The organism is Maribacter sp. 4G9, from assembly GCF_002742265.1.
Lineage (GTDB): Bacteria > Bacteroidota > Bacteroidia > Flavobacteriales > Flavobacteriaceae > Maribacter.
The window spans coordinates 1-15579 of the sequence record NZ_MDGL01000186.1; the positions used below are offsets into that span (position 1 = coordinate 1).

The following is a 15579-nucleotide window of genomic DNA, read 5'->3' on the forward strand; positions in this document are numbered from 1 at the left end:
TAACCATAAGCAATGCCAAAAGGAACCTCTTGGGCAATTACCATAAGATCAAAGGGAAATATCTTCAGCTCTATCTCAACGAGTTCGTTTATAAACTCAATAGGAGATATTTCGAGGAAAGACTATTCGATAGGCTCGTGATTGCCAATATTACGGGATTATGATACTAAACGGACAATCAGTTCTTTTTTAATGATGAACACCATTTTCTCATCAGCTTTATTATTCTCAAAAAAGGGATTACTGTCGTACAAAATACCCCAAATTCTGAGGTAAGATCATAGGTGTTCAACAAGGAAAGAAATTGGGTTAGTTTGGTTTTATAGTTAATTTGTGAGATAAAAGTAACGGGAAAGAATATCCCTTCGAACAATAATCGTTATTATACCTTGTTCATCGGAAATCCGCTTAGAGCCTATGTTTAAAGGGATGGTCGATTATCGGCATTGTAATATTCATCTTACAATTTCAATGGAAATAGAAGATTTTCTAACTTAGTACTGTACGAATATGGTAAAGTCTTAAAGGACATATAAGCCTACGATTACAACATAGGTAAAAACAGCCAATTAGGATTTGCTATTTAGGTTTTAAGTAAAATGAGTGAAAAAAGTTCTGGTTGAAGACCCAATTTAATAAAACCTACAATAAGTAATAAAGGTAGGTCTTGGTAAAATTGTTCATCGTTGAGCGCATTCTGAACATTTATGGATGCTTCCCCACAACACCCTTAAAATAGGAACTATACTTTTCTATGTCGGCGACTTGATCGCCAGTTGGCATCTGAGGTTTGGAAAACCTGACCTCCTTTTTTCCATAATCAAAAGCGACCATGACAATGGGAACATTCGCCTGTTTAGCAATGTGGTAAAAGCCCGTTTTCCATTTTTCCACTTTTTTGCGGGTGCCTTCCGGGGAGAGGGCCAATCTGAATTTATCCCTGCTTTCAAAAATTTTTACAATCGCACTTACGGTGTCGTTACTTTTACTCCGGTCTATGGGAGCGCCGCCTGTCCAACGAAAAAACCAGCCAAAAGGGGAGTCAAAAAGACTTTTCTTCCCAATATAATTGATTTCCTCGTTCAATACGCTTCGGACCAAAAGCCCTAAGAGAAAATCCCACCAACTTGTGTGGGGAACAACGATAAGCACAAATTTATTCAAGCGGGAAGGAAATTCCCCAACCATTTTCCATCCTAAAAGGTTAAAGTATAAAAAGCGGGAAAGTCTTTGCATAATTGGTATTAAGTGGGATGGGTTGGAGATGATTTACAATACGGGCCGCTAAATTTTTTTATAAATGGACTTCAATTTAGCAGGGGTAATCACTGATTTCCAATTTTCACCCAAGGCATTTTCCCATAACGGCTCCATACCCATGGCTATGGATATCATTGCATCAAAGTCATGATCACTTAACTTACTACAGACATCTTTTGGTAGCTCAATCTGGTGTTTTTTACGCATCTCATTAAATATGGCCACTCCTTCAGGATAAAACTCCTCCAAGTATTGAAATACCAAGCAATTGCCCAGACCATGCTTTATGCCCAATTGATACCCCAAGCCGTAGCTCAAGGCGTGCGCTACGCCTACTTGGGAATAGGCAATGCTCATACCCCCATGCCATGAAGCCATCATCAACTTGTTTCGGGATTCTTCCTCAGCAATCGTGTCCAAAAAGACTTCCTTGCAGAGGTCTAAAGCCTTTTCCCCATAGCTCTGGCTGAAGGCATTCAGATAGGTCCCATTGAGGCTTTCTATACAATGGATAAAACAATCCATACCCGTGTAGAACCATTGTTCCTTGGGCACTCCCTTGGTGAGTTCCGGATCTAAGATCACTTGGTCAAAAGTGGTATAGTCCGAATTGATGCCCAACTTTTTTTCCGTTCCCAAAAGCACCGTGGTCCTGGAAACCTCTGCACCCGTACCGCTAATGGTCGGGATGCCAACGTGATACACCGATTCCCTACGAACCAAATCCCAACCCTGATAATCGGCCGCGTTACCTTTATTGTTCAATAATATGGCCACGGCCTTGGCGAGATCCAAAAGTGTCCCTCCCCCAATACCTACAATCCCCGATGGCATTTCCACATAGGATTCGCGTATCATTTGTACCAAGGCATCCACTTGTTCCGTTTTGGGCTCCTCATCGGCAGAAATAAAAATTATTTGGTCCGAAAAAATCCGGGGAATCCTGGCATGTAGATCGGAATCCTCAAAGACATCATCCACAAGATAGATAATGGGTACATCGGAATTTTTCCGTTTCGGCAATAAAATATCGCCCAATTGGTCAAAGCTGCCATTCCCAAAAACTACCCTGGGAACCATAGGAAAGTTTCTAAACTTTTGGGATGCCTGTGTAGGTATATTTTTCATTTCCATTTCCTTGCTTGTCTCCATCCGTTCACGTTAAAGGTATTCCAAAACATCCGTTAATTTCGATACCGTTATATAGCCACTTTTTTCCTTGGGTTCCGATACCTCCTCATGTTGCCACGTGGTATGGAAAGGTACATGGACCGCCTTCGCCCCAATATTCACGAGCGGTAGAACATCGGATTTTAGGGAGTTGCCGATCATCAGGAAGTTTTTCACATCGATTTCCAAATGATCTAACAAATCCTGATAGTTTTTCTCCTTCTTATCGCTTAAAACCTCCACATGATGAAAGTATTCCGAAAGGTTGGACCGTTCCAGTTTTCTTTCCTGATCTAACAGGTCCCCTTTGGTCAACACGATCAACCTGTATTTACCCTGTAGTTTTTCCAACACTTCCAAAACCCCATCCAATATTTCCACCGGATGCGAAATCATGTGCTTACCAAGATCCAAGATTTTTGAGAGGGTCGCTTGTGATACCTCGTTATTTGATAATTCCAAGGCCGACTCTATCATGGACAATACGAATCCTTTTATACCGTAACCGTACAACTCCAAATTCTTCATCTCCATCTTAAAGAGCTCCTGATCTATTTTATTTTTTGTTTCGTACTTTTCCAACAGGTCCGCAAACGCCTCCTCCGCATCACGGAAATAGGTTTCGTTCACCCAAAGGGTATCGTCCGCATCAAAGCCTATGACCTGTATCTCCTTAAAGTTTATTTCCATGCTGCCTTGGCCCTTTCCAAATCCTCAGGGGTATCTATCTCGATACCGGTTACGGTAGTCTCTACCATTTTTATTTTTTTCCCGTATTCCAAATAGCGTATTGCCTCTATTTTCTCGGTTGCTTCCAAAGGTAGCATTGGCAATCGTTGAAAGTCCATCAAGGCCCTTTTTCGAAAGGCGTATATTCCTTTGTGCTTATAATAACGTGTGTAATCGCCTCTGGCCCGAGGGTACGGGATGGGCGACCTGGAAAAATAGAGGGCAAAATTCCTATTATCAACGATCACTTTTACCGTATTGGGATTTTTGATTTCATCATCATCTGTAATCCTTACCATTAAGGATGCCAAATCGATTTCCATATCCAGATCCTGCTTGAATACCTCTATCACTCCGAATAGACTCTCCCTATCCGTAAAAGGTTCATCACCCTGTACATTAACAATGATATCCACATCCATGTCCATAACCGCTTCGGCAATACGGTCACTGCCACACTCATGCTCCTTTTGGCTCATTAGCACATTCCCCCCTTCCCCTAAAATTGCATCGTAAATGATGTCGCTATCCGTAACAACATACACCGCATCGAACAGGCCCGTATTCACAGCTGCCTGATAGGTCCTCACGATAACGGGCTTTCCCGACAGATCCTGCATGAGCTTCGCAGGGAATCTTGAGGCCGCGTAACGGGCTGGAATCATTGCTATTATCTTCACTTTCTTATGTTTTTGCCTTAGGCCTTAAACTTCTATAAATCCTAAAAATGATGATCAAAATTATAATCACCAACACCGCCGCCAAAATAGGTGCGAATATTGACGCGATACTTACGACCGCTGCCGTTCCCGTTTCTACCGTGGCCAGTATAGGGTTGGCCAGGCCTCCAGTGGTAGTCGAGGATGCCAATCTGCCCGTGGCCCCCGCTCCGCGTATTGCGGTTGCCGTTCCTCCCCCGGCAATAATAGCCAAGGACCAAGTAACCACTGGGTCTAAATTTGCCACCGTGGAAACCATTACAGCGGTACCCGCTATTGCGGCCAAGGGCACGGCAAAGCTGTCCAACACGTTGTCAACCCAAGGAATAAAGTAAGCGAATATCTCCACTATAGTTGCCACTCCCAATGTAATCAAAGCAGCCAAACTACCTATCCATTCCCAATTTTCATTTAAATCCCACACGTTAAAATAAGCGGCCAAACTTAGAGCGAACAATGGCAAAAATACCCTGAAACCCACGGAAGCCGCAAGCCCAACCCCAAGAAAAATACTAATTATGGTTTCTGATGTCATTGTATGTCATTTGAAGCTTTCATTGGAACTTTTCAGTCCACAGCCATAAAATTCTTTCACTAAAGTAACGGTTTCCTATTCAAGAAAAAAATCGCTTTTGAAGCCAATCAGGTAGAGTTTTTCCTTGGCCCTTGTTACGGCGGTATATAGCCATCTCAAATACTCCCTATCCGGGCCATTTGGCAGATAGGGCTGTTCCACAAATACCGTGTTCCATTGCCCTCCTTGGGACTTATGGCAGGTAATGGCATAAGAAAATTTCACCTGAAGTCCATTAAAATATTTGTTGTTCTTGACGCCCAAAAACTTTTTGAACTTTGATTTCTCTTGGGCATAATCCTTCATTACTTCTTGGTACAGCCTATTTCCATCCTCATAGGAAAGGGATGGGGATTCGGCCTTAATGGTATCTAAAAGCAATACGGTCTCAAATGGTTTCATGTTGGGGTAATCGACCATTTGAACTTTGACTTCGGCAAATTTGAATCCGTAAAGGTCCTTAAAGGCAAAGATTTCCAAAATTTCTATAATATCGCCATTGGCAATAAAGCCCGCCTCGGAATTTGGCTTAAGCCAGAAATAATTGTTCTTGACTACCATCATAAAATCGCCAGGTGCCAATTCGTGCTCCAAAAACAAGATACGTTCCCGTATGTTCAAGTTATAAAGATTTGCCCTTTTATTGGAACGTACGATGATCGCCGTCTCTTCCTTTCCGTTTTTGGAGTACGATTCATCGATCGCTTCTTGAATATCATGACCGTCTATCAATCGTACAATATCGGAATACGGACCAACATCAAACTTAAAAGTGTCAAAATAGCTTCCGTTCAATTGCTCCCTAAGCATGGTGGCATTTATCAAAATTCCAGAATCCTCCGCTTGACGGACCACCTCATCAAGCTCCAATCGAATTACTTCCTTGTTATAGGTAAGGGCCAACTTGTCCTCGTCCAAAGCGGGGCTAAGTTCCAAATGAACAGGAGGTAACTGGGCGGTATCCCCAATTAGAAGTAATTTACAATTATGGCCAGCGTACACGAACATGAGCAAGTCGTCCAACAAAGAACCGTTTTCGAACAATTTGGAATCCGCTGGGGTATCGGGTATCATGGAAGCCTCATCCACTATAAATATGGTATCCCTGTGCTTATTGGGAGCCATCACAAATTGAACACCGCCTCCACTTTGCTTTTTTGGGAAGTATATCTTCCTATGAATGGTAAATGCCTGTGTTTTTGAATAGTTGGACATGACCTTGGCAGCCCTTCCTGTTGGGGCCATTAAGACCGATTTCATACCTGTTTTCCACAAGCTGTTTACCAAAGTACCTACCAGGGTGGTCTTACCGGTACCGGCAAAGCCCTTAAGAACAAAAACTTCGTCCTTATTTTTGGAAAGGATAAAGTGAGATAGTTTTTCAAGGGCAATTTGTTGTTTTAGGGTAGGATTATGTGGAAACTTGGTTTCCAACTCTTTAAAAAAAATGGCAGGTGTCTGTAACTTCATGGAACCCCAAATATAACAGGATTTTTAGGGTAAAAACTTTTGCGATTAAAAAAAAATTGTAGATTTGTGACAACCACTAAATTAAATTAACACTAAAGAAATGAAGACCATAATACAGATTGTACTTTGGATTGCATGTATCGGTTTGGGCTACATGATTTATAAATCGGTAACAGGACCAATCGAGTTCAACGAAGTAAAAGTTGAAAGGTTTGGCAAAGTTATCGCAAAACTTAAAGATATTAAAAATTCCCAGGAAGCCTATAAAAGTGCCAATGGCAAATATGCCAATGACTTTCCTAGCTTAATTCAATTTATCGATACAGGGAATTATGTTATTACACAGCAAAGGGACTCCTCTTTCATGAGGTTTGACAAAACCTATCAAATAGATTTGCAACAGGACACGGTCATCGTAGATACCCTTGATTTCGTTTCCGTTAAGGATTCTTTATTCAAAAGTGATACCAGATATAAAGATTTGGCAACAGTACCAACCGCACCCAATGGTGAAAAGTTTACCATGAAGGCGGATATCATAGAGAAAAGTGGTTATAGGGCACCAGTATATGAGGTGAAGGTTGCAAAAAACGTTGTTTTATATGACCAGCCAAAGGATTTATTGGCTAAGGAAAATTCTCTAATGAGTGTTGAAGAAGTCAGTGGTTCCGAAATTAAGGTTGGTTCGTTGACCGAAGTTAGTACCAGTGGAAACTGGCCTCCCATCTATGACAAAAAGGGCGATCAATAAGAATATAGACATAGCAGAAAAAAACTTTAAGAAATTGTCCATTCAGGTTAGCTTGAATGGACTTTCTTTTTGTATTGCGGATACCGTTTCGCATAGGATACTGCAGTCAGATAACAAATGGTTTTCTCATGAATTGAATCCGATAGAACTACTGGAGGAAGTAAAAACCCTATTGGACAAACATGGACTGACCGATAAAAATTTCGATGAAGTAGTCGTTGTACATACAAACAACCTTTTTACACTAGTTCCCAAGCCACTTTTTAAGGAGGATTTTCTTTTAGATTATCTAAAATTCAATACAAAAATACTTGCAACGGATGCATTGGCCTTTGATGAGTTGGAAAACTTGGATATAGTGAACATTTATGTTCCGTATATGAACGTAAACAACCACCTTTACGACCTTTACGGGGAATTTACTTTTGTACATAATGGTACTGTGCTTATCCAGTCCTTGTTGGACCACCATAGTAATCAAAAAGAAGCCGTTTGTTTTGTACATGTAGGTAAAAAACAGATGGATGTTATCGTTCTAAAACAAAAAAGTCTTTTGTTTTATAATAGTTTTCTATACGAGACCAAGGAGGATTTCGCCTATTATCTCTTGTTTGTATTGGAACAATTGGAATTGGATACAGAATCCACACCCGTCAAATTTTTTGGAAATATCGAAGAAGATGATGATACATTTCAAATTTGCTATTCCTATATCAAGGACCTCACTATATTTGTGCCAACCGCCCCCAGTCATTTGGATCTAGGTTTACCGGACACCTCAACTATTGATTTTACAGTTCTAAGCACTCTATAATGCGGATTATTTCAGGCAAACATAAAGGCAGACAGTTGCTGGCACCAAAAAATCTACCGGTAAGGCCAACCAAGGATATGGCCAAAGAGGGACTTTTTAATATACTCAATAACCGCTACTATTTTCCAGACCTTAAAGTTCTGGATCTTTTTGCGGGAACGGGAAATATCAGTTTTGAATTTGCCTCGCGAGGCGTGGAGGATATCCTGGCCGTAGATATGCACTCAGGCTGTGTCAATTATATTTCAAAGATATTAGACGAATTGGAAATGCCAATAAAAACCCTAAAAAGCGATGTATTCTCCTTTATAAGCCGTAATTCTGAGAAATTCGATATTATTTTTGCCGACCCATTTTATGATATGGAACTGGAAGAATTTAAAAAATTGCCAGCGTTAGTGTTTGAAAACGATATGCTTTTGGAAGATGGCATACTTGTAATTGAACATTCCAAACAGACCCATTTAGAGTCTCTCCCACATTTTGAAAGTTCCAGAAAATACGGAAACAGTGTTTTCAGTTTTTTCAAACCCTAGGATTTGAAAAACCCTAGATGTAGAGAGGTAAAATATGGACTTTTAGAGGTTTAAAAGAAGCGGTGATTCCATTATCTTTAAAATTCAAAATCCTCTCATGAGAAGACTGTTGGTCCAGTTTAGGAATAGTTCCTTCAGAAGTTTTGTTCGTAGACATGGAAAGTATGCCCCGATCTTATTCTTTATTGGAGGTTTCATTTTTGATATGCTCACCCTAGGTAGGATAGACAGAACCTATGATTTGGTAATGCTATGTCTCCACATGACCAGTTTAAGTTTTGTCCTATATCTTTATAATGTAGTGGACGATGGTAAATGGAAAAACACCTTTTTGGAACGTTTTGAGGAATACTTCCCTTTAGCCATCCAATTCTTCTTCGGGGCGCTGTCCAGTGCCTATGTTATTTATTTTTCCAGGAGTGTATCCTTATCAAAAACAGTATCTTTTTTTTTAATTCTTGTCGCCCTCTTGGTTGCCAATGAATTTCTCAAGCAAAGGATTTCCAACAAGTATCTTCAGTTTAGCGTTTATTTTTTCTTAAGCTTCACGTTCTTCACCTTCATGATTCCTGTGGCGATATCTAAAATGAGCCCCGCGTTATTTTATATTTCCGGAGGTATCAGTCTCCTTTGTACCTTGACCTTGATAATCCTAATTTACTTTTTAAGTCCAAGTACCCGAAGTGAAATTCGGCTGGGAAGGCTTCTCGCCATTATCCTGAGTATTTATGTCATCATTAATCTATTCTACTATTTTAGGTTAATTCCGCCCGTTCCTTTGGCGCTGGACCAAGGTATCGTGGCCCATTATGTTGAAAAGACCGGGAACGAATACACCGTAACTTATGAAAAAAACGACTCTTTTATATTTTGGCGGGATCATAGACTCAAATTTGTATTTAGTCCGAACGAAAACGTATACATCTATTCCTCAATTTTTGCCCCTACCAATTTGGAGCAATCCATTATTCATAGGTGGAAATGGTTCAACGTAAAAACTTCCGAGTGGGAACTGATAGAGGATATAGGGTATGAGATAATAGGCGGTAGGGATGAAGGGTATAGGGGGTATACGTATAAAAGTAATATTTGGGCAGGTGAATGGAAGGTGGAGGTCATAACCAATGAGGAATTGGTCTTGGGTGTAATCGATTTTGAAATATCCATCGATGAAAATCTTGAACCTATAGAATTGGTAGAACGTAAATTTTAAAAAAGCAGGCCGTAAGCCGGATTCTGTTTTCGTTGAACGAAACCTTATCATTTATCTAGACCAAAGGTTGCCCCATGGCTCCAACCGCCTACCCTTCGGCTCGGGCGTGCAGCCCTCAAACACCGATTTACATGACGTTTCACCGTATAGAGTTTACCTGATTTCACTACAGCCTAACTGTACTTGCTTTCTGTTGCACTTGTCCTCGCCTTTCGGCGGACGGGCGTTACCCGCTATACCGCACTATGGTGTCCGGACTTTCCTCCCCCAATATACATTGGCGGCGATAAGGTGGCCTGCTTGGCGCAAATGTACTCCAATTGTTGATAACTAAAGATGATCTACGATGTAAATCCCCTACCAAATTGACCGCTATTTTTATATTTGTAACTACAGAAAGCTACCTATCATTTGGAACCGTTTATTGTTTCTGCCCGAAAATACAGACCCCAGACCTTTAAGGATGTCGTGGGGCAGCAGGCCATTACCAATACGTTACAAAATGCCATAGACAACAATCATTTGGCACAAGCGCTTCTCTTCTGTGGACCAAGGGGGGTTGGAAAAACGACCTGCGCCCGTATTTTGGCCAAACAGATAAACTCTGATGGCAGCGAACGTGAAGATGAGGATTTTGCTTTCAATATTTTTGAATTGGATGCGGCCTCCAACAACTCGGTGGACGATATCAGAAACCTGATCGATCAGGTACGTATACCACCTCAAGCGGGAAAATATAAGGTTTATATCATCGACGAGGTCCATATGCTTTCCCAATCTGCATTTAATGCCTTTTTAAAAACCTTGGAGGAACCTCCAAAACATGCCATATTTATCTTGGCAACCACTGAAAAGCATAAGATCATACCTACGATTCTGTCCAGGTGCCAAATATTTGACTTTAAAAGAATTACCGTAAACGACGCAGCGGAGTACTTAAAATATATCGCCGAAAATCAAGGTATCGAAGCGGAGGGTGACGCCCTTCATATCATTGCGCAAAAGGCTGATGGAGCCATGCGGGACGCCCTTTCGATTTTTGACAGGGTCGTTAGTTTTTCGGGCAAGGAATTGACAAGAAAGGCGGTAACCGAAAATCTCAATGTTCTGGATTATGACACCTATTTTGAGGCGACCGACCTCATCATGAACCATGATATTCCCAGATTGCTGATTCTTTTCAACAAAACACTTTCCCTAGGCTTTGACGGCCACCATTTTATCGCCGGACTCGCCTCCCACTTTAGGGACTTAATGGTCTGTCAACATCAGGACACCATATCCCTATTGGAAGTTGGAGAGAATGCCCAAGAGAAATATAAGGAACAATCCAAAAAAACCTCCCCTGGGTTTCTTTTAAAGGGACTGGATATTGCAAATGACTGCGACCTGAAATACAAGTCAAGCAAAAATCAGCGACTCCTAGTAGAACTTACCCTAATGAAACTTGCCTCTATCGACTTTGATGGAGAAAAAAAAAATCCTGAATCACTAGCCCTTCACAATAAAACTATTGATTTCATAGCCCCGGCCGAGTTTTACAAGAACATTCTAAGAAATCCCAAGGAAAAAGTACAAGAGGTAGTTTCCAAGAACGTAGATTCTGTTCCCGATGCGAAAAAGATGGATGAACCACCCATCGAAAAGGAGAAGAAAACAGAAGTAACGGAAAATCTGCCAATATCAAAGCCATCCCTAAAAGAGGAGGAACAAAAAAAGGACGAAACCAAAGAAGTACAAATTGTCCAAGAACCGCAGCCGCCTAGGATAGAAATAACAGCTCCCAAAAAACGGGTTTCAGGTCTATCACTTTCAAGTTTAAAGGCAAAGAGGGAACATGAACTCAACAAAATTGAGGTCATCATAGATGAGGAAGATCTACCAAAAGATGATTTTTCAGAGGTTGATCTGCAAAAACATTGGTCGGATTTTGTGGATCAAATCGATAAAAAAGGGCAAAAAATACTGGCTTCCAACCTAAACACGGATAGTCCCAAGCTCGGTAAAGACTACAGTATTCATATTGAGCTCCCCAATAGTACGATGAAAAAAGAGATAGAGCGGGAGAGTTTTGAGCTTATGGGGTACCTAAGGAGCAAGCTAAACAATCATTTCATTCAATTAAATATAAAGGTGAATGAATCCAGTGCCAAAAAATTTGCCTTTACCCCAGAGGAGAAATATGAAAAGCTACGGGAAAAGAACCCGGCTATTGATTTGCTAAGGAAAGAATTTGATTTAGACCTTTAATTTTTTTCGTAGCCTAACGGTATACAAGAACATTACAAGTGCGATAATCAATAATCCAAAAGCCTCACGACCCAATTCAACGGTTTCAATGGCACCATCTTCCAATCCAAAACCTTGAAAATCTGGAGGATACAAATACATAAAGCCAATAAAACAAACTGTTCCCAATATTAAGGGCACTACGGCCTTCAAACGATTTAAGGAGAAAAGTACGGAAATAATTGCCGCTATGGTATAAATCAAAATCCATAGGAACGAGTCTGGGTCATTATACTGGACAATGGCCCCCATTGCAAATAGTACGGCAAACAAATATCCAATCGTTTTAAAAAATAGATTCATTGTAAATCAGTTTAATACATGGTTTTTGATTAAATCACATACGGCAACGGCGTCAATTTCATTGGTATTAACCATGTTGTTCTTATTGGTAATAAAAATTGGAAAATCTTCCCTGTCTTCCGTTTTTCTTCCGTGAGAGCCTTTAATTAGAGTAGCATCCAAGGGAATAATATCCAAAACGGATCTAAAGCCCAGTTTCTTTTTTAACAGCTTCCAGCCCACTTTGGCCATTACTAGCTTATCCTTGGGGTCGGTCATCATTTCAACGGGATCATATCCAGGTTTTTTATGGATGTCCACCATTCTGGCATAATCCGGTGCCACGGCATCATCCAACCAAAAATAATAGGTAAACCAGGAGTTGGCATCCGCTACCACTACCAAATCACCACATCTTTCGTGATTTAGGTGTTCGGCCTCCAGTTCATTTTTTATCAATACCCTTTCCACTCCAGGCACTTTGGATACTATTTTTTTTACTTCTTCCAGTTTACCCATATCCTTCACATAAATATGTGCCACTTGATGATCGGCCACAGCAAAGGCCTCACTAGCCCCAGTATCCAAAAGTTCCAATCCACGTTCCATGCGAACATGTATGTAGCCTTCCCTTCTTAATACCCTATTTAGGTGAATAGGGTTCTTTACATTGGTAATTCCGTATTCTGACAACAACACGATATTGGCCCCCTGTTTTTCGTAATGATTTACCAGCTGTTTGACCACCCCATCAATTTCATTTAAATCCTTTGAAATTTTGTTGAAATCCAGTCCATAACGCTGCAAATTATAATCCAGATGTGGAAGGTAGATAAGGGTCAAGGTAGGATCGTATTTTTCATCGGTTTTAATAGCACCATTGGCAATCCATTTGGATGAATTAATGGTCGTACGTGGCCCCCAAAACTCGAACAAAGGAAAGGTACCCAGACTATTTTGAAGCTCGTCCCGCAATGTTGCAGGATAGGAATAAATATCCGGAATTTTCCGTCCATCAGCCAAATAATTGGGTCTTGGCGTAATGCTATAATCCACATTGGAATACATATTGTACCACCAAAAATGATTGGCGCAGCTAAAGGAAGCGTCCACTTCTTTAAGGGTATCCCATATTTTTGGTTGTTGTACTAACCTATTGGATTGTCTCCAAAATTTTACTTCCAACTCATCCTTAAAATACCAACCGTTTCCCACGATTCCATGTTCAGAAGGCCATTTTCCTGTAACGTAGGTCGACTGGACCGAACAGGTTACGGCAGGCAACATGGGTTTTATAAAGGTATACTCACCATTTTCAAAAAAAGATTTTATGAAGGGTGTATGCTCACCTATTAGGCGTTTGGTCAATCCAACAACATTGATGACGACTGTCTTTTGCATGCTATACGTGCGATTTTAACCATTCTATTTCACGGACGATGGAATGCGAAAGATCTTCCTTTAACCCTTCCGGTAGTACATCCCACGTATAGGTTTCTATTTCCAAATGCTCCGTCAACGAATCCTTTTTTAAATAATCCAAGGTATCCAAAATTTGATCTTGGGTAGAGTCCAACGCCCCAAATCGCTCCAAAAAGATAGGAACATGATAGTGGGCCCTTAGTTCGTCCACCTCCTTTTTTGCTTCCAATACGATAGGAAGATCATTATAGGTTTTTACCCTATCTCCTATTTTTTCAGTTACCTGATGCAAATAGACCGGTTCGTTGAATTTTTCCAGAACCTTCCATACCTCCTCCCGATTCTTACATTTGAATAGAATCTTCAGTGCGGCACTCACCTGGATTTTCCCAACTTGGATACCCGCTTCCTTAAACTTAGCAAAGGTTTCACCGGGATGCTCATACGCCAGGGAAAAATGGCAAATGTCATAACAAATGGTAATATATCGTTTTACCAATTCTTCCAATTGGGAAGCGTCCTTATCCAACGTTTGGGACAATTCCTGTTGTGCAATAGGAATCAGATAGTCTGAATAAAATGCTAGGACTTCATCCGTATTTTCCAAAAATCCATCAGGTTCCGGCTCAATGTCCAAATGGAGATAGGTCCCTGTCTTTTGTTCCAGTTCAAAAAGTTGCTTAGCGATTTGGACCATGTGTTCAGCACCTTTTTTAAAAGCTGAATCCTTTTCCATTTCCGAAGCAAACCAATGCTTATAACTAATGGGGGATGTGGAAATTCCGCCATTGATTCCTATGGGAACCAATACCGACAATTGTTCAAACAAACGTTGGGTATATATCAAACGCTCCTTGGTGGTCCAATCCGGCGTGTGGACATCGTCCTTTACCCGTTCACGGTGAAAATTACCATAAGGAAACCCGTTCATGGTGAAAATATACACATCCTCCTCCTGCAACCAATTCTTGAATTCCGTCATATGGTTTCCCAAAGCGAGTTCCTCACTCGCCTTGTTTGAAAGCCGTAAACCAAGACCAAAGGGACCATCCGGTGAAACCGACTCCTTAATACCTGGAACATGTTCCTTAATACTGGAGAAGGTGCTTTCCCAATCCTGACCGGGATGTATGTTCGTACAATAAGAAAGGTGGTATTTGTTTTTTATAAACATAAGGGGATTGGTTATTTAAGGGCCATCTGATGATTTAGCTGCTCAATGGACTGCTTCATTATCGACCTGTCAATTTCATGGACATCATGTTTCTTTCCCAATCCGGAAATTAATGTGATGGTCAATCTACCGCCCAAATGTTCCCTAAACTCCTCGATACCGGCCAAAAGTTGGTCCACTTCTTTTTCAGAATGCAGTGGCAAGGATAAATCAAAACCGATTTCCCTCATTACATCAAGAATGGTACTCAATTCTTCCTCTGAAATCAGCCCGATCAACTGCGCATAGGTAACGTCCAATGCTATTCCCTTCGCCACGGCCTCGCCATGTCTTAACTCGTAATTGGTCATAAACTCCAATTTGTGGGCCGCCCAATGACCAAAATCCAACGGCCTGGAGGAACCGGATTCAAAAGGATCTCCTCCCTGCGAGATATGCTGCATGTGCATTTCGGCACATTTATAAATGACGTACTGCATGGGTTCCAATTGCCTTTCCTTAAGGGATATGGCATGGTTTACAATGTATCCGAAGAATTCCTCGTCCTTGATCAAGGCAACTTTTATGGCCTCGGAGATTCCGGCTATCCAATCCCGTTGCTCCAAGGTCGCCAAGAAATCGCTATCGTTGATTATGGCATAGGGCGGGGCGAACGTTCCCAAGAAATTCTTCTTTTTAAAGATATTCACACTGTTTTTAACCCCTACGGCAGAATCGTTTTGGGATAGTACCGTGGTTGGAATCCTGATCAATTTAACGCCCCTATGGGCTATGGCGGCAGCATAGCCTACCATATCGATTACCGCACCCCCTCCGATTACCACCACAAAGGAGTGCCTGCAGATAGCATTTTCATTTATTCCTTTCAGCACAAGGTCAATATATTCTGCATGATTTTTGGACTGTTCCCCTCCGTCAATAACCAAAGTATCGGTACAGATCAGGTTCCCGGAATACAAACTGCAATAGGCGGAAATTTTGTTCAACAAATCTGGGTGGCTGTCCGCCACTCCATTGTCGACCACAAAAAACAATTTTACAGGCTCGTGGTCCTTGTACCCTTTTATAATATTGACGAACAGCGGGTTATCAACATGAAACAAATCCTTTGTAAAGTGGAGTTGGTACTCATATTGAACCGAAAACGACTGTTTGATAGGTTTTAATTCCATAGCA

General features: G+C 41.1%; 16 protein-coding genes and 1 other RNA gene. 6 read left to right on the top strand and 11 right to left on the bottom strand.

The features are described 5' to 3' along the window. Positions 1–164: transposase (locus BFP75_RS19475; RefSeq protein ID WP_165776643.1), on the top strand; the 164-nt coding region annotated here is incomplete at its 5' end. Between the two features lie 541 nt (positions 165–705). On the opposite strand, the gene BFP75_RS19480 is transcribed toward BFP75_RS19475, so the two are convergent. From BFP75_RS19480 to BFP75_RS19505, 6 genes are all read right to left on the bottom strand, one after another. Further along, positions 706–1236: a lysophospholipid acyltransferase family protein gene (locus BFP75_RS19480; protein ID WP_099546998.1), complete on the bottom strand. Its 531-nt coding sequence runs from the start codon at positions 1234–1236 to the stop codon at positions 706–708. Positions 1237–1284: 48 nt separating this feature from the next. Then, positions 1285–2412: an iron-containing alcohol dehydrogenase family protein gene (locus tag BFP75_RS19485; protein WP_240531849.1), complete on the bottom strand. Its 1128-nt coding sequence runs from the start codon at positions 2410–2412 to the stop codon at positions 1285–1287. Between the two features lie 9 nt (positions 2413–2421). Next, the gene (locus BFP75_RS19490) at positions 2422–3120 is read right to left on the bottom strand and encodes an HAD family hydrolase (protein WP_099546999.1); all 699 of its coding nucleotides are present in this window, start codon (positions 3118–3120) and stop codon (positions 2422–2424) included. Further along, positions 3111–3824 (bottom strand): 3-deoxy-manno-octulosonate cytidylyltransferase, encoded by a 714-nt coding sequence (gene kdsB, locus BFP75_RS19495; RefSeq protein ID WP_206073586.1) that lies wholly within the window; start codon positions 3822–3824, stop codon positions 3111–3113. Before kdsB ends, BFP75_RS19490 begins: the two co-directional genes overlap by 10 nt. A gap of 19 nt (positions 3825–3843) precedes the next feature. After that, positions 3844–4413, bottom strand: coding sequence for a DUF4126 domain-containing protein (locus BFP75_RS19500; protein WP_099547001.1), 570 nt, complete (start codon positions 4411–4413; stop codon positions 3844–3846). Positions 4414–4488: 75 nt separating this feature from the next. Next, positions 4489–5922 (bottom strand): ATP-dependent RecD-like DNA helicase, encoded by a 1434-nt coding sequence (locus tag BFP75_RS19505; protein ID WP_099547002.1) that lies wholly within the window; start codon positions 5920–5922, stop codon positions 4489–4491. A 100-nt stretch (positions 5923–6022) separates the two neighbouring features. Here BFP75_RS19505 and BFP75_RS19510 point away from each other — a divergent pair, with 100 nt between their 5' ends. The 4 genes from BFP75_RS19510 (at position 6023) to BFP75_RS19525 (ending at position 9236) form a co-directional block, all read left to right on the top strand. Continuing rightward, positions 6023–6673, top strand: a complete 651-nt coding sequence (locus BFP75_RS19510) for a hypothetical protein (protein ID WP_099547003.1) — start codon at positions 6023–6025, stop codon at positions 6671–6673. Beyond that, on the top strand, positions 6651–7487 hold the full coding sequence (locus BFP75_RS19515) for a DUF3822 family protein (RefSeq protein WP_099547004.1): 837 nt from the start codon (positions 6651–6653) through the stop codon (positions 7485–7487). Before BFP75_RS19510 ends, BFP75_RS19515 begins: the two co-directional genes overlap by 23 nt. Next, a complete protein-coding gene (locus BFP75_RS19520) occupies positions 7487–8023 on the top strand; it encodes an RsmD family RNA methyltransferase (protein WP_099547005.1) in 537 nt (178 codons plus the stop codon). Before BFP75_RS19515 ends, BFP75_RS19520 begins: the two co-directional genes overlap by 1 nt. A 97-nt stretch (positions 8024–8120) precedes the next feature. After that, positions 8121–9236, top strand: a complete 1116-nt coding sequence (locus tag BFP75_RS19525) for a DUF2914 domain-containing protein (RefSeq protein ID WP_099547006.1) — start codon at positions 8121–8123, stop codon at positions 9234–9236. On the opposite strand, the gene rnpB is transcribed toward BFP75_RS19525, so the two are convergent. Then, positions 9234–9539: RNase P RNA component class A (gene rnpB / locus BFP75_RS19530), an RNA gene on the bottom strand. The genes BFP75_RS19525 and rnpB overlap by 3 nt on opposite strands. Before the next feature lie 108 nt (positions 9540–9647). Between rnpB and BFP75_RS19535 the strand changes: the two genes are divergently transcribed. After that, entirely contained in the window at positions 9648–11486 is a 1839-nt protein-coding gene (locus BFP75_RS19535; RefSeq protein WP_099547007.1) for a DNA polymerase III subunit gamma/tau, read from the top strand. Here the strand turns inward: BFP75_RS19535 and BFP75_RS19540 are convergent. The 4 genes from BFP75_RS19540 to BFP75_RS19555 are packed head-to-tail and all read right to left on the bottom strand — an operon-like array spanning position 11475 to position 15575. Then, on the bottom strand, positions 11475–11828 hold the full coding sequence (locus tag BFP75_RS19540; protein ID WP_099547008.1) for a transmembrane 220 family protein: 354 nt from the start codon (positions 11826–11828) through the stop codon (positions 11475–11477). The two genes, BFP75_RS19535 and BFP75_RS19540, sit on opposite strands and share 12 nt — an antisense overlap. Before the next feature lie 6 nt (positions 11829–11834). After that, positions 11835–13208, bottom strand: coding sequence for an alkaline phosphatase family protein (locus tag BFP75_RS19545; protein ID WP_099547009.1), 1374 nt, complete (start codon positions 13206–13208; stop codon positions 11835–11837). 1 nt (position 13209) lies between these two features. Then, complete coding sequence (gene eboE / locus BFP75_RS19550; protein ID WP_099547010.1) at positions 13210–14403, bottom strand: metabolite traffic protein EboE; 1194 nt, start codon at positions 14401–14403, stop codon at positions 13210–13212. 11 nt (positions 14404–14414) lie between these two features. Continuing rightward, the gene (locus BFP75_RS19555) at positions 14415–15575 is read right to left on the bottom strand and encodes a 3-dehydroquinate synthase (RefSeq protein ID WP_099547011.1); all 1161 of its coding nucleotides are present in this window, start codon (positions 15573–15575) and stop codon (positions 14415–14417) included. Positions 15576–15579: the final 4 nt, after the last annotated feature.

Bases quoted from the DNA above. Each gene is read 5' to 3' on its own strand.
- BFP75_RS19480 (WP_099546998.1), bottom strand. From the start codon at position 1,236: ATGCAAAGACTTTCCCGCTTTTTATACTTTAACCTTTTAGGATGGAAA.
- BFP75_RS19485 (WP_240531849.1), bottom strand. From the start codon at position 2,412: ATGGAGACAAGCAAGGAAATGGAAATGAAAAATATACCTACACAGGCA.
- BFP75_RS19490 (WP_099546999.1), bottom strand. From the start codon at position 3,120: ATGGAAATAAACTTTAAGGAGATACAGGTCATAGGCTTTGATGCGGAC.
- kdsB (WP_206073586.1), bottom strand. From the start codon at position 3,824: ATGATTCCAGCCCGTTACGCGGCCTCAAGATTCCCTGCGAAGCTCATG.
- BFP75_RS19500 (WP_099547001.1), bottom strand. From the start codon at position 4,413: ATGACATCAGAAACCATAATTAGTATTTTTCTTGGGGTTGGGCTTGCG.
- BFP75_RS19505 (WP_099547002.1), bottom strand. From the start codon at position 5,922: ATGAAGTTACAGACACCTGCCATTTTTTTTAAAGAGTTGGAAACCAAG.
- BFP75_RS19510 (WP_099547003.1), top strand. From the start codon at position 6,023: ATGAAGACCATAATACAGATTGTACTTTGGATTGCATGTATCGGTTTG.
- BFP75_RS19515 (WP_099547004.1), top strand. From the start codon at position 6,651: ATGACAAAAAGGGCGATCAATAAGAATATAGACATAGCAGAAAAAAAC.
- BFP75_RS19520 (WP_099547005.1), top strand. From the start codon at position 7,487: ATGCGGATTATTTCAGGCAAACATAAAGGCAGACAGTTGCTGGCACCA.
- BFP75_RS19525 (WP_099547006.1), top strand. From the start codon at position 8,121: ATGAGAAGACTGTTGGTCCAGTTTAGGAATAGTTCCTTCAGAAGTTTT.
- BFP75_RS19540 (WP_099547008.1), bottom strand. From the start codon at position 11,828: ATGAATCTATTTTTTAAAACGATTGGATATTTGTTTGCCGTACTATTT.
- BFP75_RS19545 (WP_099547009.1), bottom strand. From the start codon at position 13,208: ATGCAAAAGACAGTCGTCATCAATGTTGTTGGATTGACCAAACGCCTA.
- eboE (WP_099547010.1), bottom strand. From the start codon at position 14,403: ATGTTTATAAAAAACAAATACCACCTTTCTTATTGTACGAACATACAT.
- BFP75_RS19555 (WP_099547011.1), bottom strand. From the start codon at position 15,575: ATGGAATTAAAACCTATCAAACAGTCGTTTTCGGTTCAATATGAGTAC.